Origin of the sequence: Pseudomonas sp. CFBP 13719 (assembly GCF_014842095.1) — a bacterium.
Classification (GTDB): Bacteria; Pseudomonadota; Gammaproteobacteria; order Pseudomonadales; family Pseudomonadaceae; genus Aquipseudomonas.
Genome location: NZ_JACYVB010000001.1, coordinates 839,017 through 859,228 on the forward strand (window position 1 = coordinate 839,017; position 20,212 = coordinate 859,228).

The window sequence follows — 20,212 nt, forward strand, 5'->3', positions numbered from 1 at the left end:
GCCGACTCTGTAACCTCAGGTGTATCCCCATGGTCTTTCGCCCCCTGCCCGCCCGGGCACCAGCGGTGCTGCTGCGCGAAGCCAAGCCGCTCAAGGCCTTGTTCAGCCATGCCCAGCGCCTGTCGCACCTGCAGCGCCTGCTCGAGAGCCAGCTGCAGCCTGCAGCGCGCGAGCATTGCTACGTTGCCTCGTGGCGCGAGGGCAGCCTGTTGCTGATCGTCACCGACGGCCACTGGGCCACGCGCCTGCGCTACCAGCAAAAGCGCCTGCAGCGCGACCTGCAGGCTCTGGAGGAATTCGCCAGCCTGACGCGCATCGCGTTCAAGGTGCAGCCGCCCACGGTGCAAAGCAAGGCCGGCGAGCGCAGCATCGATCTGTCCATCAGCGCGGGCGAGAACATTCAGGCGACCGCCGACGGCATCAGCGATCCGAATCTGCGCGCAGCGCTGGAGCGTCTCGCAGCCCACGCCAAGCGCGTGCGCTGAACCCGCCGGCAATGCCCTGCCCTCCCTGAACGCCACGCAAAAAAAAGCCACCCAAGGGGTGGCCTATAAATGTGTAACCAGAAAAGAGAGGTTGTATCAACCCAACGCAGCTGGCCGCATGTAGGAGATCGGTACCGTGCTGGCATCTTCGAACGTGACCACTTCCCAGGCATCATCCTGCTCGAGCAGACGACGCAGAAGCTGGTTGTTCAGTGCATGGCCAGACTTGTAGCCACGGAATTCGCCAATCAGGCTGTTGCCCAGCTGATAGAGATCGCCGATTGCATCGAGGATCTTGTGCTTGACGAACTCGTCTTCGTAGCGAAGACCGTCCTCGTTCATGACGCCTGCCTCGTCCACCACGATAGCGTTCTCGACGCTGCCGCCCAGTGCACGATTGTGCTTGCGCAGGTACTCAAGGTCGCTCATGAAACCAAACGTGCGGGCGCGACTGACTTCCTTCACGAAAGACGTGCTGGAGAAGTCGACACTGGCACTCTGGGTGCGATCCTTGAAGACAGGATGATCGAAATCTATCTCGAAGCTCACCTTGAAACCTTCGAAAGGCAGGAAGGTGGCGCGCTTGTCGCCCTCCGTCACTGTCACTTCACGCAGGATGCGGATGAATTTCTTCGGCGCGTCCTGTTCTTCCAGGCCAGCCGATTGAATCAGGAATACGAAGGGTCCGGCGCTGCCATCCATGATCGGCACTTCGGACGCGGAGAGCTCGACGTAGGCGTTATCGATTCCCAGGCCCGCCATGGCCGACAGTAGATGCTCTACGGTATCGACCTTGACATCGCCATTGACCAAAGTGGTGGACATCGTGGTGGCGCCGACATTGTGGGCGCGCGCAGGAATCTGCACGACCGGGTCAAGGTCGACACGACAGAACACGATGCCGGTATCCACGGGCGCAGGCTTCAAAGTCAGGTAGACCTTCTCACCGGAGTGCAGACCGACGCCTGTGGCACGGATAATATTCTTCAGGGTGCGTTGTTTAATCATGGCATTGGCCGCTTCAGCGCAAATTGCGAACTGGTATCAACAAAGGCTGGCGATGATAGCAGACCGAACCTTTGCTGAACACCAATCACCCTAATACCCCTGATAAATTGCATCAATCGGCCTGACGACGCAGGAAGGCCGGGATGTCCAGATAATCCAGGTCATCCTGTGGGTTCAGCTTGGCCGCGGCGGCAGCACCGGCGTGAGCCTGGTTGCGCATCACGGTCGGACGATCCAGGTCGCGGTAGTTCACCGACGGTGCGTCCTGGCGAGCCGGCTGCTGCGACGGTGGAGGCGTCTGCGCTGCGGTCTGCATGGTGTTGTCGATGACCTTCACAGGCTTTTCGATTTTCGCGCCCAGGCCGGTGGCCACGACGGTCACGTGCAGTTCGTCGCGCATGTCTGGGTCGATGACGGTGCCGACCTTGACCATCGCGTGGTCGGAGGCGAACGCTTCGATGATGCTACCCACGTCGGAGTATTCACCCAGCGACAGATCGGGACCTGCAGTGATGTTGACCAGGATGCCGCGAGCGCCCTGCAGGTTGACGTCTTCGAGCAGCGGGTTGCGAATGGCCGCTTCGGTGGCCTCGCGCGCGCGGTTCGGGCCACTGGCGCAACCAGTACCCATCATCGCCATGCCCATTTCGCTCATCACGGTACGTACGTCGGCGAAGTCGACGTTGATCATGCCCGGACGCTTGATGATGTCGGAGATACCGCGAACGGCACCGGCCAGCACGTCGTCGGCCTTGGCGAACGCCGACAGCAGGCTGGCGTCCTTGCCCAGGATGGTCAGCAGCTTCTCGTTGGGAATGGTGATCAACGAGTCGACGCTTTCGGACAGCATGCGAATGCCCTCGTCGGCGATCTGCATGCGCTTGCGGCCTTCGAACGGGAACGGACGGGTCACGACCGCAACAGTCAGGATGCCCATTTCCTTGGCCACTTCGGCGATGATCGGGGCAGCACCGGTACCGGTACCACCGCCCATGCCGGTGGTGATGAAGACCATGTTGGTGCCTTGCAGCACTTCGGCGATACGCTCGCGGTCTTCCATCGCGGCCTGACGGCCGACTTCAGGGTTCGCGCCTGCGCCCAGGCCCTTGGTCACGCCCGTGCCCAGTTGCAGGATGGTGCGCGCGCCGATGTTCTTGAGTGCCTGAGCATCGGTGTTGGCGCAGATGAACTCAACGCCTTCGATGTTGCTCTTGACCATGTGGTTGACGGCGTTGCCGCCGCCACCGCCGACACCGATAACCTTGATTACCGGGCTTTGCGGGATGTTGTCTACGAGTTCGAACATGTGCCCTCTCCTTTCTCTATTTGTGTGCGCCTACCGCTACTGCCGTTTTGAATCAGAAATTGCCTTGCACCCAACGCTTCAGCCGTTCCAGCACCGGAGCCTTGGTGTCATCGCTGTAATTGCCGCTGTTGCTGATACCTGACAGGTTCAAGCCATCGGACTGTTTCTGCAGGCCATACATCAGCAGGCCCACGCCGGTGGAATAGATCGGGTTGCTGATGACGTCGCTCAGCCCCCGCACGCTATGCGGTACGCCCAGGCGCACCGGCATGTGGAAGATTTCTTCGGCCAACTCGACCGCGCCTTCCATTTTTGCCGTACCACCGGTCAGCACGATGCCGGCCGGGATGAGGTCTTCGTAGCCGCTGCGACGCAGTTCGGCCTGAATCAGAGTGAACAGCTCGTCGTAGCGTGGCTCGACGACTTCGGCCAGCGCCTGGCGCGACAGCTCGCGCGGAGGACGGTCGCCGACACTGGGCACCTTGATGGTTTCGCCGGCGCCGGCCAGCTTTGCCAGGGCGCAGGCGTAACGGATCTTGATTTCTTCGGCGTACTGCGTCGGTGTGCGCAGGGCCATGGCGATGTCGTTGGTGACCTGATCGCCCGCGATGGGAATGACCGCTGTGTGGCGAATGGCGCCTTCGGTGAAGATGGCGATATCGGTGGTGCCGCCGCCGATGTCGACCAGGCAGACGCCCAGCTCCTTCTCGTCATCGGTCAGCACCGAATAGGCCGAGGCCAGCTGCTCGAGAATGATGTCGTCGATTTCCAGGCCACAGCGGCGTACGCACTTCTCGATGTTCTGCGCAGCGTTGACGGCACAGGTCACTACATGGACCTTGGCTTCAAGGCGCACGCCGGACATGCCCAGGGGTTCGCGAACGCCCTCCTGGTTGTCGATCACGTAGTCCTGCGGCAGGGTGTGCAACACGCGCTGGTCGGCCGGAATCGCCACGGCCTGGGCCGCGTCCAGAACCCGCTCCAGGTCAGCCGTGCTGACCTCGCGGTCGCGAATGGCCACGATACCATGGGAGTTCAGGCTGCGGATGTGGTTACCGGCAACGCCGACGAACGCCGAGTGAATGCGGCAACCGGCCATCAGCTGGGCTTCCTCGACCGCGCGCTGGATCGACGCCACGGTCGACTCGATGTTCACCACCACGCCCTTCTTCAGGCCGCGCGAGGGGTGGGTACCGATCCCGACGATGTCCAGCGTACCGTCGGCTGCCACCTCGCCCACCAGCGCCACCACCTTGGAGGTGCCGATGTCCAGCCCGACGATCATTTTGCCGCTTTGAACGTTTGCCATGGTCCTGCCTCTTGTCAATTCTTCGCGACGGCGGGCTTGTCCGCAGTCGGGGCGCTCGGTTCACGCCAGCCCACGGCCAGGCCGTTGGCATAGCGCAGGTCGATACGCGCGATATTCGTGATCTGGTCTTTGAGTGTCTTGTCGTAAATGGCGATAAAGCGGCGCATTTTTTCCAGCAAGTGGTCACGTCCCAGCAACAACTCGATGCCCGGGCCGGCGCTTCCTGCGCCTGTGGTGAGAAACCAGCTGCCGCGTTCGGTCAGTTCCAGCCGGGCAACCGAATAGCCCAGTGGACGCAACATCTGACTCAGCACCTGGTATTGCTGCATCACCTGCTGTTGGGCCCGTACCGGGCCGAACAACTGCGGCAAGTGTTCGTAGTTGCCCAGTTCGCGAGGCGCGAACGCCTGGCCCTGGTTGTTGAGCAGCGATTCGTTGCCCCAGCGCGCGACCGGCAGTTGCTCTTCCAGGCGGATCACCACCTGGTCAGGCCACACCCGACGCACTTCGGCATGGGCGATCCAGGGCATGGTTTCCAGCTCGGTGCGCATGCGGGTCAGGTCGATGCTGAAGAACGTCATGCCCACATAAGGCTGGATGCGCTCCTGCACCGACTGCTGGTTGATGTAGGCCAGGTCGCCCTGTACCGACACCTTGGTGATCGGGCGATCGGCGTAGGGCATCAGGTACTGGGCACCTTCGTAGGTGCCGAAGCCCAGACCCACCAACAGCACCGGCCACATCAGCTTTCTGAAGATGCTGAAATTGGCCTTGGGCAGGCGCACCGACAGTGGCTCCTTGGCCACCATGCGGCTGGCGCCACGCGGCACCGGCTTGTTGCGGCCGATGGCGGGTGACTGATGGCGAATCATTGGGCCGTGCATGGTCTTAACCTCGCGCCTTGCAACTGGCGGCCAGAATCGCCAGCACCAACTGCTGGAAATCCAGGCCAGCCGCGTTCGCCGCCATGGGCACCAGGCTGTGATCGGTCATGCCTGGAGCGGTGTTGACTTCCAGCAGCCAGAAACGGCCCTGCTGGTCCTGCATCACATCCACACGCCCCCAACCCTGGATGCCGATGGCATCGCAGGCGCGGGCGCAGAGTTCGGTGAGTTCCTGTTCCTTGGCGGGACCAAGGCCGCAGGGGATGCGGTACTGGGTATCGTTGGCGACGTACTTGGCGTCGTAGTCGTAGAACGTGTGGGGCGTGCCCAGCGCAATCGCAGGCAGCATCTGGCCACGCAGCGTCGCGACGGTGAACTCGGGACCTTGGATCCATTGTTCGACCAGCACTTGCGAATCGTAGGTGCTGGCGGCTTTCCAGGCGACGACCAGTTCGTCGACGCTGTTCACCTTCGCCATCCCGATGCTTGAACCTTCATGGGCGGGTTTGACGATCAAAGGGAAGCCCAGTTCCCCAGCGGCAAAAATACAATCCTGCTCGCTGGCCAGCACGGCGTGCGACGGGGTCGGCAAGCCGAGGCTCTGCCACACCTGCTTGGTGCGCAATTTGTCCATCGCCAACGCGCTGGCAAGGATGCCGCTGCCGGTATAGGGGATGTCCAGGCACTCGAGCAACCCTTGCATGCTGCCGTCTTCGCCGCCGCGGCCATGAAGAATGATGAACGCCCGGTCGATCTTCTCCGCTTGCAGGCGGGCCAGCAGATCGTCGCCCACGTCGATGCCGAACGCGTCCACCCCGGCGCTCTGCAAGGCCTGCAGGCACGCGGCGCCCGATTTCAGCGACACCTCGCGCTCGGCGCTCTTGCCGCCGTAGAGCACGGCCACGCGACCGAAGTCACTGGGCATGATCTGCGAGCGCAGGGTGTTGGGATCCAGAATGTTCATTGCGATTTCTCCGAGGCCTGCGCGAACAGCGGGCTTTTGAGCAACTGCGGGGCGAGACCACCGATGTCACCGGCACCCTGGCACAGCAGAATGTCGCCTGCGCGCAGCAGCGGCTTGACCAGTGGCGCCAGCTCGACGCCGCGTTCGATGTAGATAGGGTCCAACTGGCCACGCTGGCGGATGCTGTGGCAAAGCTGACGGCTGTCGGCGCCCGGGATGGGCTCTTCGCCTGCCGGGTAGACTTCCATCAGCAGCAGCACATTGGCGTCGGCAAGCACCTGTACGAAATCGTCGTACAGGTCACGCGTGCGGCTGAAACGATGCGGCTGATATACCATCACCAGACGTTTATCGGGCCAGCCACCGCGCACGGCGCTGATCACTGCCGCCACTTCGCGGGGGTGATGACCGTAGTCGTCGACCAGCATCACGCTGCCGCCTTCGACCGGCAATTCGCCATACACCTGGAAACGTCGACCGACGCCCTGGAAGCCGGACAGGCCCTGGACGATGGCGCTGTCGCTGATGCCTTCGTCGGTGGCAATGGCGATCGTCGCCAAGGCGTTGAGCACGTTGTGGTTGCCCGGCATGTTGACCGACACGTTGAGCGGCTCGCGGTCGCGGCGCAGCACCGTGAAGTGGGTCAGCATGCCTTGCTGACGCACATTGATGGCACGCACGTCGGCTTCTTCGCTGATGCCATAGGTCAAGGTCGGCCGCGCGATCTGCGGGAGAATCTCGCGCACTACCGGGTCATCCAGGCACACCACGGCCAGTCCGTAGAACGGCAGGTTGTGCAGGAACTCGACGAAGGTTTTCTTCAGAACGTTGAAGTCGTTACCGTAGGTCGCCATGTGATCGGCGTCGATGTTGGTGACCACGGCCACCAGCGGCTGCAGGTGCAGGAAGCTGGCATCGGACTCGTCGGCCTCGGCGATCAGGTAGCGGCTGGTGCCCAACTGCGCGTTGGTACCGGCCGCATTGAGCCGACCGCCGATGACGAATGTCGGGTCCAGGCCACCGGCCGCGAACACCGAGGCGATCAGGCTGGTGGTAGTGGTCTTGCCATGGGTCCCGGCCACGGCGATGCCGTGCCGATAACGCATCAGCTCGGCCAGCATCTCGGCACGTGGCACCACTGGAATCCGCCGCTCCAGCGCAGTGGCGACTTCCGGGTTGCTGGTGTTGACGGCGCTCGACACCACCAGCACGTCGGCACTGGCGGCGTTCTCGGCACGGTGGCCAATGAAAATCTGCGCGCCGAACGACGTCAGTCGCTCGGTCACGGGCGAAGCCTTGAGGTCGGAACCGGACACATCGTAGCCCAGGTTCAACAGCACCTCGGCGATGCCGCACATGCCCACGCCACCGATACCGACGAAGTGGATACGACGGATGCGGCGCATTTCCGGTTGCGGAATGGCTCTCTGGTTCTCAACCATGGGCCACCTCCAAGCAGACGTCGACCACATTGCGCGTGGCATCGGGTTTGGCCAGGCGGCGAGCAGTGCTCGCCATGCTCAGGAGTTTTTCGGGTTGCATCAAAACCTCTTTCAGGCGCTCGGCAAGCTGTGCCGCGCCGGTTGTCGCTTGTGGCATCAGGAAGGCAGCGCCTTCGCGAGCCAGATAATCGGCATTGCGAGTCTGGTGGTCGTCGATCGCGTGGGGCAACGGCACCAGCAACGACGGCAGGCCGGCGGCCGCCAACTCGCTGATGGTCAACGCACCCGCGCGGCAGACCACCAGGTCGGCCCAGCCATACGCCTGGGCCATGTCCTTGATGAACGGGGCGACCTGCGCCTCGACACCGGCAGTGCGGTAACGCTCGGCGGTGATTTCATCGTGTTGCTTGCCGGCCTGGTGGAACACCTCTGGCCGGTACTGCGCAGGCACCTGAGCCAGGGCTTCGGGCAGCAGCTTGTTCAGCGGCTCGGCGCCCAGGCTGCCACCCAGTACCAGCAGCCGTGGCTGGCGACCGATGAGGGCCTGGCGCGGCGTTTCCATGAACAGTTCGGTACGCACCGGGTTGCCGGTGGTCCGACGCTTGGCCGAGGCGGCGAAGGTGTCGGGGAAAGCTTCGCAGACCCGGCTGGCGAAAGGCACCAGCAGGCGATTGGCGGTACCGGCCACGGCGTTCTGCTCGTGCACGATCACCGGCACGCCGGCCAGCCGCGCCGCGACGCCACCGGGGCCGGTCAGGTAACCACCGAAGCCGACCACGCACACCGGCTGCAGCCGGGCAATGATGCGGCGCGCCTGGAACACCGCCTTGCAAATGGCAAACGGCGCCTTGAGCAGGGCCAGCCGGCTCTTGCCGCGCACGCCGCTGACATCGATCAGGTGCAATGGCAGGCCGTTGGCCGGCACCAGCTCGTTCTCGATCCCGCGCGGCGTACCCAGCCAGTGCACGCTGAAACCGCGCGCCTGGAATTCACGTGCGCAGGCCAGCGCCGGGAACACATGGCCCCCGGTGCCGCCCGCCATGATCAGCACGTTGCCTTTACCGGCCATGGGGCGTCTCCTCGGCGAAATCGCTCTCGCTGAACTCGACCTCTTCGCTGCCCAGGTGCGAACGGCTTTCCCATTCGATGCGCAGCAGCAGCCCCAGACAGGCACAGCAGATCACCAGCGAGCTGCCGCCGTAGCTGAGAAACGGCAAGGTCAGACCCTTGGTCGGCAGCAGGCCGACGTTCACGCCGATGTTGATCAGGAACTGGCCGATCCACAGGAACGACAGCCCATAGGCCACGTACGCGGCGAAATACTGTTTGGCCCGCTCGGCCCAGTAACCGATGTACATGCCGCGGATACAGACGAACACGAACAGGGCCACGGTGCACAGTGAACCGATCACCCCCAGCTCCTCGGCCAGCACCGAGAACACGAAGTCGGTGTGCGCCTCGGGCAGGTAGAACTGCTTCTGCACGCTGTTGCCAAGGCCGACACCGAACCACTGGCCACGGCCAAAGGCGATCAGTGCCTGGGTCAATTGATAGCCCGAGCCGAACTGGTCGCTCCACGGGTCGGTGAAGGTGATCAGGCGCGCCATGCGGTACGGCTGGGCCTGGACCAGCACGAACACCGCACCGACCGCCAGGGCCACCATCAGGGCGAAGCGGAACAGGCCCACGCCGCCGAGGAACAGCATCGCCGCCGCCGCGCCCATCATCACCACCGTGGCGCCGAAGTCGGGCTCCATCAACAGCAGACCGGCCATCGGCAACAGTACGAAGAAGGGCTTGAAGAAGCCCATCCAGCTGTCACGGACTTCCTGTTGGCGACGCACCAGATAGCCGGCCAGGAAGATCACCACGAACACCTTGGCGATTTCCGAAGGCTGCACGTTGAACATGCCGAAGCCGATCCAGCGCATCGAACCGTTCACTTCGCGGCCAATGCCGGGCAACAGCACCATGACCAGCAGGCCGAAGGCGGCGATCAGCAGCGTACCGCCCAGGCGCTGCCAGGTGGCGATGGGCACCATCATGGTGACGATGCAGGTACCGATGCCGATCACCAGGTAGACCAGGTGCCGGATCATCATTGACAACGAGTTGCCCGAATTGACCGCGGCCACTTCCGAGGAGGCCGAGGTGATCATCACCAGGCCCAGGCCGAGCAATGCCAGGCAGCCCGCGAGCATGGCAAAGTCGATGTCGATACCGCGACCACTGATCAGCGGCGAGGGAAATGGCTTGATGACACCAAAGATCATGACAAGCCCTCCACTGCCTGGGCGAACCGACGCCCGCGCTCTTCGTAATTCTTGAACATGTCCAGACTCGCGCAGGCCGGTGAAAGCAGCACGGCATCGCCGGGCTGCGCCAGTTCGGCACACCGCTGAACCGCTTCCTCGATCGAGGCGACGGTGACTTGTTGAACGCCCGGCCCGGTCACGGCGGCGATGCGCGCGGCATCGCGGCCCAGCAGCACCAGCGCCCGGCAATGACGCTGGATCGGCTTGCCCAGCGCGGTGAAATCGGCGCCCTTGCCATCGCCCCCGGCGATCAGCACCAACTGGCCGTCGATATCGGCGCCCAGGCCTTCGATGGCGGCGATGGCGGCGCCGACGTTGGTGGCCTTGGAATCGTCGTACCAGGCCACGCCATCGCGCTCGCGCAGCCACTGGCAACGGTGCGTCAGCCCGGTGAATTCACGCAGGCTGGCCAGCATGGCGTCGAACGGCAGACCCACCGCGTGCCCCAGGGCGAGCGCGGCCAGGGCATTGGCCTGGTTGTGTGCGCCGCGCACCTTGAGCGCGCTGACCGGCATCAGGTTCTCGAACTCGTAGGCCAGGCACTTCTGCCCGTCTTCCTCGCGCAGACCGAAGGCCTTGAAATCCGGCTTGTTCAAGCCGAAGGTCCAGCACGGCATGCCTTCGCCGATCAGCGGCCGGCTCAGGGCGTCCTGGCGATTGAAGACGAACTTGCGCGCCCCCCGAAAAATCCGGTGCTTGGCCAGGTGATAGGACGGCAGGCCGCTGTAGCGATCCATGTGGTCTTCACTGACGTTGAGCACTGTGGCCACTTCGGCATTGAGCTGATGGGTGGTTTCCAGCTGAAAGCTCGACAACTCCAGCACGTACAGCTCGACATCGTCAGCGAGCAGATCGAGCGCCGGCTCGCCGAGGTTGCCGCCCACGGCCACGCGCTTGCCAGCCGCAACCGCCATCTCGCCAACCAGGGTGGTCACGGTGCTCTTGGCATTGGAGCCGGTGATCGCCACGATCGGCGCCTTGGCATGACGGGCGAACAGGTCAATGTCGCCGGACAGGTGCACGCCCCGCGCTGCGGCCTGTTGCAGAGCGGGTGTCGCCAGCGCCAGGCCGGGGCTCACGTAGAGCTCGTCGGCGCGGCACAGAAACTCCACGTCCAGCTCCCCGCAACGCACTTCCACCTGGGGATAGTCACGCTGCAGCGTCGCCAGTTCCGGCGGCGCTTCTCGCGTATCGGCCACGGCAAACGCCACGCCCTGGCGCGCCAGGAAGCGCACCAGCGACATGCCGCTCTTGCCGAGGCCGACAACGATGCGGAAGTGGGAAGAAGCGATCAGAGACACTCGTTCTACCTCAGCTTCAGGGTGGCAAGGCCGATCAACACCAGAATCACGGTGATGATCCAGAAACGCACGATGACCCGAGGTTCGGGCCAGCCCTTGAGTTCGAAATGGTGATGGATCGGTGCCATGCGGAACACGCGGCGACCGGTGAGCTTGAACGAGGCAACCTGGATCACCACCGACAGCGTCTCGACGACGAAGATGCCGCCCATGATGAACAGGACGATCTCCTGACGCACGATCACCGCGATGGTGCCCAGCGCGGCGCCCAGCGCCAGCGCGCCGACGTCACCCATGAAGACCTGGGCCGGATAGGTGTTGAACCACAGGAAGCCCAGCCCGGCACCGATCAGCGCGCCGCAGAAGACGATCAGTTCGCCCGCGCCCGGCACGTAGGGAATCAACAGGTATTCGGCGAACTTGATGTTGCCCGACAGGTAGCAGAAGATCCCCAGCGCGCCGCCGACCATCACCGTCGGCAGAATCGCCAGGCCGTCGAGGCCGTCGGTGAGGTTGACCGCATTGCTGGAGCCGACGATGACAAAGTAGGTCAGCACGATGAAGCCGGCACCCAATGGAATGCTGGCGTCCTTGAGCATCGGGATGATCAGGGTGGTTTCCACCGGGCTGTTCGCGGTCATGAACAGGAACACAGCGGCACCCAGGCCGAATACCGATTGCCAGAAGTACTTCCAGCGGCTGGGCAGGCCGCGCGAGTTTTTCTCGATCACCTTGCGGTAGTCGTCAACCCAGCCAATACCGCCGAACAGCAGGGTGACGATCAGCACGACCCAGACGTAGCGATTGGACAGGTCGGCCCACAGCAGCGTGCTGATGGCGATGGCCGACAGAATCAGGGCACCGCCCATGGTCGGCGTGCCGGATTTGGACAGGTGCGATTGTGGGCCATCGTTGCGGACCGCTTGGCCAATCTGACGAATCTGCAGGGTGCGGATCATCCAGGGGCCCAACCAGAGGGCCAGCGACAGCGCGGTCAGTACGCCCAGAATCCCGCGAAGGGTCAGGTACTGAAAGACCGCGAAGCCTTTGTAGAACTGTTGCAGAAATTCCGCCAGCAGCAGCAGCATCAGTGTTTCTCCCCGCCAGGACCGCACAGTGCCGCCACGATGTTTTCCATCGCCGCGCTGCGTGATCCCTTGATCAAAATAGTGGTATTGGAACCCTGCTCGGCGGCCAGCGCCGCGATCAGGTCTGCCTGGTTGGCAAAGTGTCGGCCCTGAGCACCGAACGCAGCGACTGCGTGGCTCATCAATGGACCCACCGCGTACAGCGCGTCGACCTTGCCGACCGCGTACTCACCGACCTGACGATGGCCCGCTTCGGCCCAGGCGCCCAGTTCGCCGATATCGCCCAGAACCAGAACGGTGCGCCCGCAAAAGCCGGCCAGTATATCGATTGCCGCACACATCGAGGTCGGGTTGGCGTTGTAGGTATCGTCGATCACCCGCGCACCGTTGACGGCGAGCTGCGCCACGGTGCGGCCCTTGACGGGCTGCACTGCGTTCAAGCCTGCCTGGATGCCGGCCAGCGTCACGCCCAGAGCATGCGCCGCCGCTGCCGCCGCCAGGGCGTTGAGCACGTTATGGGTACCGAGCAGGTTGAGCTGGACTGGTACCTCGCCGTCAGGCCCGTGCAGGGTGAAGGACGGGCAGCCGCGCGCATCGCTGTGGCGGGCGCTGGAATGAAAGTCAGCCTTGGCGTTGTCCAGCGAGAAGGTCAGCACGGCATGCTGGCCGGCCCGTGCCTGCCAGATCGGAAATGCCTTGTCGTCGAGATTGAGAACGGCCGTACCGCCCTCGCCCAGCCCTTCGAGAATCTCGCCCTTGGCTTCGACGATTTTTTCCGGGCCGCCGAATTCGCCGACGTGGGCAGTGCCCGCATTGGTAATGAGTGCCACCTGTGGACGCGTGAGGCCCACGGTGTAGGCGATTTCGCCCAGGCGCGATGCGCCCAGCTCGATCACCGCTGCCGTGTGCTGTGGCGCCAGCTCGAGCAGCGTCAGGGGCGCGCCCAGGTCATTGTTCAGATTGCCACGGGTGGCCAGCACCTCACCTTGCGTACGCAGAATGCTGGCGAGCATTTCCTTGACCGTGGTCTTGCCGCTCGAGCCGGTGATGGCTGCCACGGGACGGGTGAACGCCGCGCGGTTCAATGCACCGAGCTGCCCGAGCGCCAGGCGCGTGTCGGCCACCACCAGCTGGGGCAGCGTCGCGCCTGCAACTTCGCGTTGCACCAACGCGGCTACTGCTCCCTTGGCAGCCACCTCGTCGAGATAGTCATGGCCATCGAAACGCGGACCGGCCAGCGCGACGAACAGGTCGCGCGCAACGATGGCACGGCTGTCGATGCTGACGCCTGCGAAGCGCGCATCGGCGCCGCGCACGTGGCCCTGCAAGGCGTCGGCCAGTTGGCTGAGGGTCATGGCGTCAAGCATCGACGGCCTCCCATGCGGCCAGGGCCAGTTCGGCCTGCTGCAGGTCGGAGAACGGCTGACGTTCACCGTTTATCTCTTGATAGTCTTCGTGGCCCTTGCCGGCCAGCACGATGACGTCCTTGAGCGATGCCGCGTTGATCAATTGAGCGATGGCCGCACCACGCCCAGCCACGAACGTCGCGTTGGCGGCACTGGAGAAGCCGGCACGAATGTCGTCGAAGATGCGCAGTGGATCTTCGCTACGAGGATTGTCGTCGGTCACCAGCACACGGTCGGCGAGGCGCTCGGCGACTTCGGCCATCAGTGGACGCTTGCCACTGTCGCGATCACCGCCGCAGCCGAACAGGCACAGCAACTGGCCCTCGGCATGGGGACGCAACGCTTGCAGAACCTGCTCCAGAGCATCGGGCGTATGGGCGTAGTCGACCACCACCAGCGGCTTGGTTCCGCCGCCCAGGCGCTGCATGCGACCAACCGGCCCTTCGACGTTACGCATGACCTTGAGAATGTCGTCGAGCGGACAGGCCATGCCCATCAGCACGCCCACCGCCGCCAATACGTTGCTCAGGTTGAAGCGGCCGAGCAGGCGGCTGTTCAGGCTGTATTCACCCTGTGCGGTGACCAGGGTGGCACGCACGCCATGGTCGTCGAAGCGAGTGTCGCGGCAGAACAGCGTCGCGGCGCTGTCGGCGAGGCTATAGGTGATCAAGCGCGAGTCGTGTTCCTGCTCGGCCAACTGCCGACCGAATTCGTCGTCCAGGTTGAGCACGCGGCACTTGAGCCCCGGCCAGGCGAACAGTCGCGCCTTGGCCGCTGCATAGGCCTGCATGCTGCCGTGGTAGTCAAGATGGTCGCGAGACAGGTTGCTCAGCACCGCGATGTCGAAATCCAGCGCGGCCACGCGGCCTTGATCGAGCGCATGCGACGACACTTCCATGGCCACGGCGTGGGCACCGCCCTTCTTCAGGTCATACAGGGTGGACTGCACGGCGATCGGGTCGGGAGTGGTCAGCCGTCCGCTCTGCAGGGCGCCGTAGAAACCGGTGCCCAGGGTGCCGATCAGGCCGCAGTGCTCGCCCAGCGCATCGAGTGCCTGGGCGACCAGTTGGGTGATGCTGGTCTTGCCGTTGGTGCCGGTCACGCCGACCAGGTTGACCAGACGGCTCGGCTCGCCATAGAAACGCCCGGCGATGCTCGACAATTGCGCGATCAGGCCTTTCACGGGAATCAGTGGCACATCGGTGAGCGGCAGCACAATGGTGCCATCCACTTCGTAGGCCACGGCGGCAGCACCCAGCTTGAGGGCGTCGGCGATGTGCGCGCGGCCATCGACCTTGCTTCCAGGCACAGCCAGGAACAGGTCGCCGGGGCGAACGTTGCGGCTGTCCAGGGTCAACTCGCGAATCAGCGGATCGCGGCTGGCTTCGGGAAAAAGCTTGCTCAGGGGCATGGTCATCAGCCGCGCCCTCCTTTTATCAATGGGGTCGCCGGTGCGGCGTTCACCTGCTGTAGCGGCACGGGCGGTGGCAGGTTGTCGGGTTGCACGTTCATCAGGCGCAGCGTGCCGGACATTACCTTGCTGAATACCGGCGCGCTGACCAGACCACCGTAGTAACCGCCCTTGCTGGGTTCGTCGATCACCACCACGATGGCATAGCGCGGATCGCTCATCGGACCGAAGCCCGCAAAGAGCGAGCGATAGGCGTTCTCGGTATACCCGCGCGAACCGATGGTGGCCTTGCGCGCAGTACCCGATTTGCCGGCCACGTGATACGAGGGCACCCGTGCGCGGTACACGCCGCGGGTGTCTTCGATGACCTGTTGCAGCATGCCCTGCACGGTCTTGGCGACCTTCTCGGGAATGACCTGCGCCGCAGTCGGCGGCTGGTCGCTCTTGAGGATGGTCAGCGGCACGATGCGGCCGTTATTGGCAATCGCCGCATAGGCATGCACCAGCTGCAGCGCCGTCACCGACAGACCGTAGCCGTAGGACAGCGTCGCGGTCTCGGCCTTGCGCCATTCGCGATGGTTGGGCAGGTTGCCGACGCGCTCGCCCGGGAAGCCCAGGCCGGTGTACTGGCCCAGGCCGACCGCCGACATCACGCGGTAGATGCTTTCACCGCCGATGTCGAAGGCGACCTTGCTCATGCCCACGTTACTGGAGTTGATCAGGATGCCGGTCAGGTCGAGCACCGGGCCTTCGGTCTTGGTCACGTCCTTGATGGTGTAACGGCCGATCTGCAAGGTACCGGGATAGACGTCCACCTTGTCGGTGGGTTTCCAGCGGCCGGTTTCCAGCGCAGCACTCATCGAGATCGGCTTCATGGTCGAGCCCGGCTCGAACACGTCGATGATCGCCCGGTTGCGCATGGCCGCCGGCAACATGGTGCGGCGGTTGTTGGGGTTGTAGGTGGGCTGGTTGACCATGGCCAGCACTTCGCCGGTCTTCACGTCCATGATGACCATGCTGCCGGCCTTGGCTTCGTTCTCGTTGATGGCGTTGCGCAGCTCGCGGCTGGCCAGGTATTGCAGGCGCAGGTCAATGGACAATGCCAAGGTCTTTCCGGCCTTGGCATTCTTGGTCACCTGCACGTCCTTGATCAGCCGACCGCGCCGGTCCTTGATGACCTGACGCTTGCCGGGCACGCCGGCGAGCCACTCGTCATAGGCCAGCTCGACGCCTTCACGGCCGTGATCGTCGAGGTCGGTAAAACCGACCATGTGCGCGGTGACATCGCCGGCCGGATAGAACCGGCGGAATTCCTCGATGCCATAGACGCCCGGGGTTTTCAGGTCGAGCACCGAGGCGCCTTGTTCAGGCGTAAGGCCACGCACCAGGTAGATGAATTCCTTGCTCGCCTGTGCCTCGAGACGCGCGGCCAGAGCCTTGGGCTCCTGCCCAAGCGCCCGCGCCAGTTCGGGCCACTTGTCTTTGGACAGCTGCATTTCCTTGGGATTGGCCCACAGGGTGGTCACCGGTGTACTCACGGCCAACGGCTCGCCGTTGCGGTCGGTGATCAGGCCGCGGTGGGCTGGAATGGGGATGTGGCGCATGCTGCGCGCATCGCCCTGACCGATCAGGAAGTCACGGTTGATGACCTGCAGATAGACGATCTGCGCAACGATACCGGCGACCAACAGCAAGAGCAGGCCGACCATCAGGCGGAACCGCCACGGGAACAGAGCCCCGTCGAGCTTCATCATGGCGACACCATGCGAATTTCGGCGGCATCCGGGATGCGCATTTTCAGCTGTTCGGCAGCCAGGGTTTCAATACGGCTGTGCGCGGTCCAGGTGCTTTGCTCCAGGATCAGGCGACCCCACTCGGCCTGCGCCTTGTCACGGTCGCTGAGCTCGCCGTACAGCGTATTGAGCAACTGACGATTGATGTGTGCGCTGTAGGAAACGCCAATGGCCGACACCAGCACGGCGATGAACAGCAGCAGCATGAGGAAACTGCCGCCGGGCAGCGGCTTGTTGAGGAGCTTGCTCATCGCAGCTTCTCCGCAACACGCATGACCGCGCTGCGCGAACGCGGGTTGGCCTTGAGTTCGGTTTCGGAGGCAAACTGCGCCTTGCCGTGCAGCTTGGCCTTGGGCACGAAGGCTTCGAAACGCACCGGCAGGTTGCGCGGCAGGTTGTCGGCTTCGCCTTTGGTCAGTTTGCGCATGAACAGTTTGACGATGCGATCTTCCAGGGAATGAAAGCTGATCACCACCAGACGGCCGCCGATTTCCAGCGCATCGAGCGCGGCTTCGAGGCCTGCCTCGAGGTCGGCCAGTTCATTGTTGACGTGAATGCGCAGACCCTGAAAGGCGCGAGTGGCCGGGTTCTTGCCCTTCTCCCAGGCAGGGTTGGCGACCTTGAGCACCTCGGCCAGGTCGGCGGTACGCTCGAACGGCTGCACTTCGCGACGCTGCACGACCGCACGCGCCATGCGCCGGGCGAAGCGCTCCTCGCCGTACTCCTTGAAGACGCGGGCGATTTCTTCTTCTGCAGCGGTTGCGATGAACTGGGCTGCACTCATGCCACGCGAAGGGTCCATGCGCATGTCCAGCGGGCCGTCATGCAGGAAGCTGAAGCCACGCTCGGCATCGTCGAGCTGCGGCGAGGAAACACCCAGGTCGAGCAGGATGCCGCTGACCTTGCCATGCATGCCGCGCTCGCGCACTTCGGCGCCAAGCTCGGCAAAGCTGCGCTGTACAATGACAAAGCGGCCGTCTTCGGCCGCCAGCGCTTGCCCCGTGGCAATCGCTTGAGGGTCCTTGTCGAACCCCAACAGGCGGCCATCGCCCCCCAGGTGGCGCAGGATCAGGCGGCTATGGCCACCACGGCCGAAGGTGCCGTCCAGATAGCAACCATCGTCGCGCACGGCCAGAGCCTCGACAGCCTCGTCGAGCAGCACGGTGATGTGGTTGAAGCCGCTATCAATAGTCACAAGATCAAATCACGCAATTCTTCAGGCATGGCGCCCGGTTGTTGTATAGCTGCAAGGTCAGCCGCACTTACGGCGTTCCACGCACCCTCGTCCCACAGTTGAAACTTGTTCAGCTGGCCGACAAGCATCGCGTGCTTGTCCAGCCGGGCGTACTCGCGCAGTCGCGGGGGCACCAGAAAACGTCCGCTGCCGTCGAGCTCGAGGTCGACGGCATTGCCGATCAGCAAACGCTGCAGGCGCCGGTTGCTTTCCACCAAAGATGGCAAGGCGCGAAGCTTGGCCTCGATGAGTTCCCACTCATCCATTGGGTAGACGCACAGGCAGGGGTCGATGGTGTCGACCGTGATGATCAGCTGACCGGAGCATTTGAAATCCAACTCGTCACGATACCGACTCGGCATTGCGAGCCGTCCCTTGGCATCGAGGTTGATCGGATTTGCTCCACGAAACACGTCGCGCTTCCCCTGAACTCAGACTTTTACACTCGAAAAACCCACTTTTCGCCACTTCCCGCCACTCGCGCACACTATAGGAACCCCCCCACCACACCGTCAAGGCGCGTCTGTAGGGAAAAGCCTTATAGATCGGAGATTTAGAACGCAAAATGAAGGGAAGACGGTATTTGAGACACGTCAGGGAGAAACAAAGCCGTTTGAGTTCAAGCATCTGCGTCTTGAACTTAAAGTAGAGTCTCAAGACTAAGATTTTTTCGACATTACCAAAGGGGGTTTGGTAGCCGTTTTTTTCTGCGAAACAGCGCAATGGACAGCGAAGGGACGCGAAGGAAAAAGGTGGAGAGTCGATCTGTAAGCCGGGTTTTGTCGAGGACAGTCATTCCTCTACGATGGCCATCGCTGGACACCTCTAGCAACCTACCCGGTTCCAACGCGGGCCGCGCCATATGGAACCCTATTTGGTCTTGCTCCGAGTGGGGTTTACCTAGCCACGAACTGTTGCCAGACGTGCGGTGCGCTCTTACCGCACCTTTTCACCCTTACCGGCGCTTGCGCGCTTAGGCGGTTATTTTCTGTGGCACTTTCCGTAGGCTCGCGCCTCCCAGGCATTACCTGGCACTCTGCCCTATGGAGCCCGGACTTTCCTCCCCCCGCTCTGCCCAGCAACCTGGGTTGCGGAACAAAAACAGGCAGCGACTGTCCGATCGACTCTCCGGCGCGCAGGTTAACGACATGCATCGGCCAGGACAAGCTTTTATCGCACCGATCGACCTAGAGCCGAATCAAGCTCAGGCCTTCTGCTTTTCCAGGGCCACCTGATAGAGCAGATTCTTGCGCACGCCGGTGATCTCGGCCGCCACCGCCGCAGCGCGCTTGAGCGGCATTTCTGCCAGCAGCAGGTCCAGAACGCGCATCACTTCGGTGCTGACGGCTTCATCACTGACCGGCGCAGTCCATCCCGCTACCAGTACCACACACTCACCGCGCTGCTGGTTGCTGTCGGCTTCCACGAACGCACGCAACTCGGACAGCGGCAGGCCTTTGAGGGTTTCAAAGGTTTTCGTCAATTCGCGCGCCAGCAGTGCGGAGCGCTCGCCGCCGAAGACCTTCTCCATGTCCTGCAGGCATTCGAGTATGCGGTGCGGCGCTTCATAGAAGATCAAGGTGCGCGGCTCTTCCCTGACCTGCTCCAGACGCGCACAGCGACCGGCGGTCTTGGCGGGCAGGAAACCTTCGAAGATGAAACGGTCCGACGGCAGACCAGCGGCCGACAGCGCCGCGATCAAGGCGCAGGGACCGGGGACCGGCACTACCTGCACGCCCGCCGCACGCGCCTGACGCACGAGGTGATAGCCGGGGTCGGAAATCAGCGGTGTGCCCGCATCGGAAATCAGCGCAATGTCGTCGCCTGCCAGCAGCCGCTGGATGAAACGACTGCCCTCGTCCCGCTCGTTGTGCTCGTGGCAGGCGGCCAGTGGCGTATTCAGCCCGAAGTGCTGCATCAGGCGCACCGAATGGCGCGTATCCTCGGCCGCGATCAACGCTACTTCGCCCAGGATCTTCAACGCGCGCGCGCTCATGTCGTCCAGATTGCCGATCGGCGTAGCCACTACATAAAGTGTGCCTGGGGTGGAATTAGAAGCGCTCGAAGCAGTCACAGCACACACCTTGTCGTTCGGCCAAACCCGCATTGTACAGGCTCCAGGCCAGCCAGTGCTCGCCCAGCGATCCGGCACGGCCGACGGGAAACATTTGCTTGTCCTATATAAGGGCAGGCTTGCCATCCTCGTCGCACCCCGGCCGATGCTTGGGTACACTTGCCCGTCTATTGATCGAGTAAATCAGGAAGA

18 protein-coding genes and 1 other RNA gene are annotated in these 20,212 nt (G+C 63.2%); 1 reads left to right on the top strand and 18 read right to left on the bottom strand.

The features are described from left to right. Window positions 1–29 precede the first annotated feature (29 nt). Window positions 30–485 carry a DUF721 domain-containing protein gene (locus tag IFT57_RS03950; RefSeq protein ID WP_122713413.1) on the top strand — a complete coding sequence of 152 codons (456 nt, stop codon included), beginning with the start codon at window positions 30–32 and terminating at the stop codon, window positions 483–485. A 96-nt stretch (window positions 486–581) separates the two neighbouring features. Here the strand turns inward: IFT57_RS03950 and lpxC are convergent, their stop codons facing one another. The 18 genes from lpxC to rsmI all read right to left on the bottom strand — a co-directional run bounded on the left by lpxC (window position 582) and on the right by rsmI (window position 20,053). Next, on the bottom strand, window positions 582–1,493 hold the full coding sequence (gene lpxC, locus IFT57_RS03955) for a UDP-3-O-acyl-N-acetylglucosamine deacetylase (protein ID WP_043186858.1): 912 nt from the start codon (window positions 1,491–1,493) through the stop codon (window positions 582–584). 112 nt (window positions 1,494–1,605) lie between these two features. Next, window positions 1,606–2,799 (bottom strand): cell division protein FtsZ, encoded by a 1,194-nt coding sequence (ftsZ, locus tag IFT57_RS03960; RefSeq protein WP_049860625.1) that lies wholly within the window; start codon window positions 2,797–2,799, stop codon window positions 1,606–1,608. A gap of 52 nt (window positions 2,800–2,851) precedes the next feature. Further along, window positions 2,852–4,108, bottom strand: coding sequence for a cell division protein FtsA (gene ftsA, locus IFT57_RS03965; RefSeq protein WP_122479461.1), 1,257 nt, complete (start codon window positions 4,106–4,108; stop codon window positions 2,852–2,854). 14 nt (window positions 4,109–4,122) lie between these two features. Beyond that, window positions 4,123–4,992: a cell division protein FtsQ/DivIB gene (locus tag IFT57_RS03970; protein ID WP_122479462.1), complete on the bottom strand. Its 870-nt coding sequence runs from the start codon at window positions 4,990–4,992 to the stop codon at window positions 4,123–4,125. A 4-nt stretch (window positions 4,993–4,996) separates the two neighbouring features. Beyond that, window positions 4,997–5,956, bottom strand: a complete 960-nt coding sequence (locus IFT57_RS03975) for a D-alanine--D-alanine ligase (RefSeq protein ID WP_192150607.1) — start codon at window positions 5,954–5,956, stop codon at window positions 4,997–4,999. Then, on the bottom strand, window positions 5,953–7,398 hold the full coding sequence (gene murC, locus IFT57_RS03980) for a UDP-N-acetylmuramate--L-alanine ligase (protein ID WP_122713415.1): 1,446 nt from the start codon (window positions 7,396–7,398) through the stop codon (window positions 5,953–5,955). The genes IFT57_RS03975 and murC overlap by 4 nt, the downstream gene beginning before the upstream one ends. Then, on the bottom strand, window positions 7,391–8,467 hold the full coding sequence (gene murG / locus IFT57_RS03985) for an undecaprenyldiphospho-muramoylpentapeptide beta-N-acetylglucosaminyltransferase (RefSeq protein WP_122713416.1): 1,077 nt from the start codon (window positions 8,465–8,467) through the stop codon (window positions 7,391–7,393). The genes murC and murG overlap by 8 nt, the downstream gene beginning before the upstream one ends. Continuing rightward, entirely contained in the window at window positions 8,457–9,671 is a 1,215-nt protein-coding gene (ftsW, locus tag IFT57_RS03990; RefSeq protein ID WP_122479466.1) for a putative lipid II flippase FtsW, read from the bottom strand. Before ftsW ends, murG begins: the two co-directional genes overlap by 11 nt. Continuing rightward, on the bottom strand, window positions 9,668–11,014 hold the full coding sequence (gene murD / locus IFT57_RS03995) for a UDP-N-acetylmuramoyl-L-alanine--D-glutamate ligase (protein ID WP_192150609.1): 1,347 nt from the start codon (window positions 11,012–11,014) through the stop codon (window positions 9,668–9,670). Before murD ends, ftsW begins: the two co-directional genes overlap by 4 nt. A 5-nt stretch (window positions 11,015–11,019) precedes the next feature. Beyond that, entirely contained in the window at window positions 11,020–12,102 is a 1,083-nt protein-coding gene (mraY, locus tag IFT57_RS04000; protein WP_122713418.1) for a phospho-N-acetylmuramoyl-pentapeptide-transferase, read from the bottom strand. After that, a complete protein-coding gene (locus IFT57_RS04005) occupies window positions 12,102–13,469 on the bottom strand; it encodes a UDP-N-acetylmuramoyl-tripeptide--D-alanyl-D-alanine ligase (protein ID WP_192150611.1) in 1,368 nt (455 codons plus the stop codon). The genes mraY and IFT57_RS04005 overlap by 1 nt, the downstream gene beginning before the upstream one ends. Continuing rightward, complete coding sequence (locus tag IFT57_RS04010) at window positions 13,462–14,925, bottom strand: UDP-N-acetylmuramoyl-L-alanyl-D-glutamate--2,6-diaminopimelate ligase (RefSeq protein WP_192150613.1); 1,464 nt, start codon at window positions 14,923–14,925, stop codon at window positions 13,462–13,464. Before IFT57_RS04010 ends, IFT57_RS04005 begins: the two co-directional genes overlap by 8 nt. After that, on the bottom strand, window positions 14,925–16,670 hold the full coding sequence (locus tag IFT57_RS04015) for a peptidoglycan D,D-transpeptidase FtsI family protein (protein WP_192150891.1): 1,746 nt from the start codon (window positions 16,668–16,670) through the stop codon (window positions 14,925–14,927). Before IFT57_RS04015 ends, IFT57_RS04010 begins: the two co-directional genes overlap by 1 nt. Next, a complete protein-coding gene (gene ftsL / locus IFT57_RS04020; protein ID WP_122479472.1) occupies window positions 16,670–16,963 on the bottom strand; it encodes a cell division protein FtsL in 294 nt (97 codons plus the stop codon). The genes IFT57_RS04015 and ftsL overlap by 1 nt, the downstream gene beginning before the upstream one ends. After that, window positions 16,960–17,907 carry a 16S rRNA (cytosine(1402)-N(4))-methyltransferase RsmH gene (gene rsmH / locus IFT57_RS04025; protein ID WP_446731179.1) on the bottom strand — a complete coding sequence of 316 codons (948 nt, stop codon included), beginning with the start codon at window positions 17,905–17,907 and terminating at the stop codon, window positions 16,960–16,962. Before rsmH ends, ftsL begins: the two co-directional genes overlap by 4 nt. Then, window positions 17,904–18,359, bottom strand: a complete 456-nt coding sequence (gene mraZ, locus IFT57_RS04030) for a division/cell wall cluster transcriptional repressor MraZ (RefSeq protein ID WP_192150615.1) — start codon at window positions 18,357–18,359, stop codon at window positions 17,904–17,906. The genes rsmH and mraZ overlap by 4 nt, the downstream gene beginning before the upstream one ends. Window positions 18,360–18,698: 339 nt before the next feature. Beyond that, window positions 18,699–19,074: RNase P RNA component class A (gene rnpB, locus IFT57_RS04035), an RNA gene on the bottom strand. 76 nt (window positions 19,075–19,150) lie between these two features. Further along, on the bottom strand, window positions 19,151–20,053 hold the full coding sequence (rsmI, locus tag IFT57_RS04040; protein ID WP_122795974.1) for a 16S rRNA (cytidine(1402)-2'-O)-methyltransferase: 903 nt from the start codon (window positions 20,051–20,053) through the stop codon (window positions 19,151–19,153). Window positions 20,054–20,212 lie beyond the last annotated feature (159 nt).

Excerpts from the sequence above, each read along its gene's own strand:
- ftsL (WP_122479472.1), bottom strand. The coding sequence starts at position 16,963 with ATGAGCAAGCTCCTCAACAAGCCGCTGCCCGGCGGCAGTTTCCTCATG.
- murC (WP_122713415.1), bottom strand. The coding sequence starts at position 7,398 with ATGGTTGAGAACCAGAGAGCCATTCCGCAACCGGAAATGCGCCGCATC.
- mraY (WP_122713418.1), bottom strand. The coding sequence starts at position 12,102 with ATGCTGCTGCTGCTGGCGGAATTTCTGCAACAGTTCTACAAAGGCTTC.
- IFT57_RS03950 (WP_122713413.1), top strand. The coding sequence starts at position 30 with ATGGTCTTTCGCCCCCTGCCCGCCCGGGCACCAGCGGTGCTGCTGCGC.
- IFT57_RS03970 (WP_122479462.1), bottom strand. The coding sequence starts at position 4,992 with ATGCACGGCCCAATGATTCGCCATCAGTCACCCGCCATCGGCCGCAAC.
- IFT57_RS04005 (WP_192150611.1), bottom strand. The coding sequence starts at position 13,469 with ATGCTTGACGCCATGACCCTCAGCCAACTGGCCGACGCCTTGCAGGGC.
- IFT57_RS03975 (WP_192150607.1), bottom strand. The coding sequence starts at position 5,956 with ATGAACATTCTGGATCCCAACACCCTGCGCTCGCAGATCATGCCCAGT.
- IFT57_RS04015 (WP_192150891.1), bottom strand. The coding sequence starts at position 16,670 with ATGAAGCTCGACGGGGCTCTGTTCCCGTGGCGGTTCCGCCTGATGGTC.
- murG (WP_122713416.1), bottom strand. The coding sequence starts at position 8,467 with ATGGCCGGTAAAGGCAACGTGCTGATCATGGCGGGCGGCACCGGGGGC.
- rsmI (WP_122795974.1), bottom strand. The coding sequence starts at position 20,053 with ATGCGGGTTTGGCCGAACGACAAGGTGTGTGCTGTGACTGCTTCGAGC.
- IFT57_RS04010 (WP_192150613.1), bottom strand. The coding sequence starts at position 14,925 with ATGACCATGCCCCTGAGCAAGCTTTTTCCCGAAGCCAGCCGCGATCCG.
- ftsW (WP_122479466.1), bottom strand. The coding sequence starts at position 9,671 with ATGATCTTTGGTGTCATCAAGCCATTTCCCTCGCCGCTGATCAGTGGT.
- ftsZ (WP_049860625.1), bottom strand. The coding sequence starts at position 2,799 with ATGTTCGAACTCGTAGACAACATCCCGCAAAGCCCGGTAATCAAGGTT.
- ftsA (WP_122479461.1), bottom strand. The coding sequence starts at position 4,108 with ATGGCAAACGTTCAAAGCGGCAAAATGATCGTCGGGCTGGACATCGGC.
- lpxC (WP_043186858.1), bottom strand. The coding sequence starts at position 1,493 with ATGATTAAACAACGCACCCTGAAGAATATTATCCGTGCCACAGGCGTC.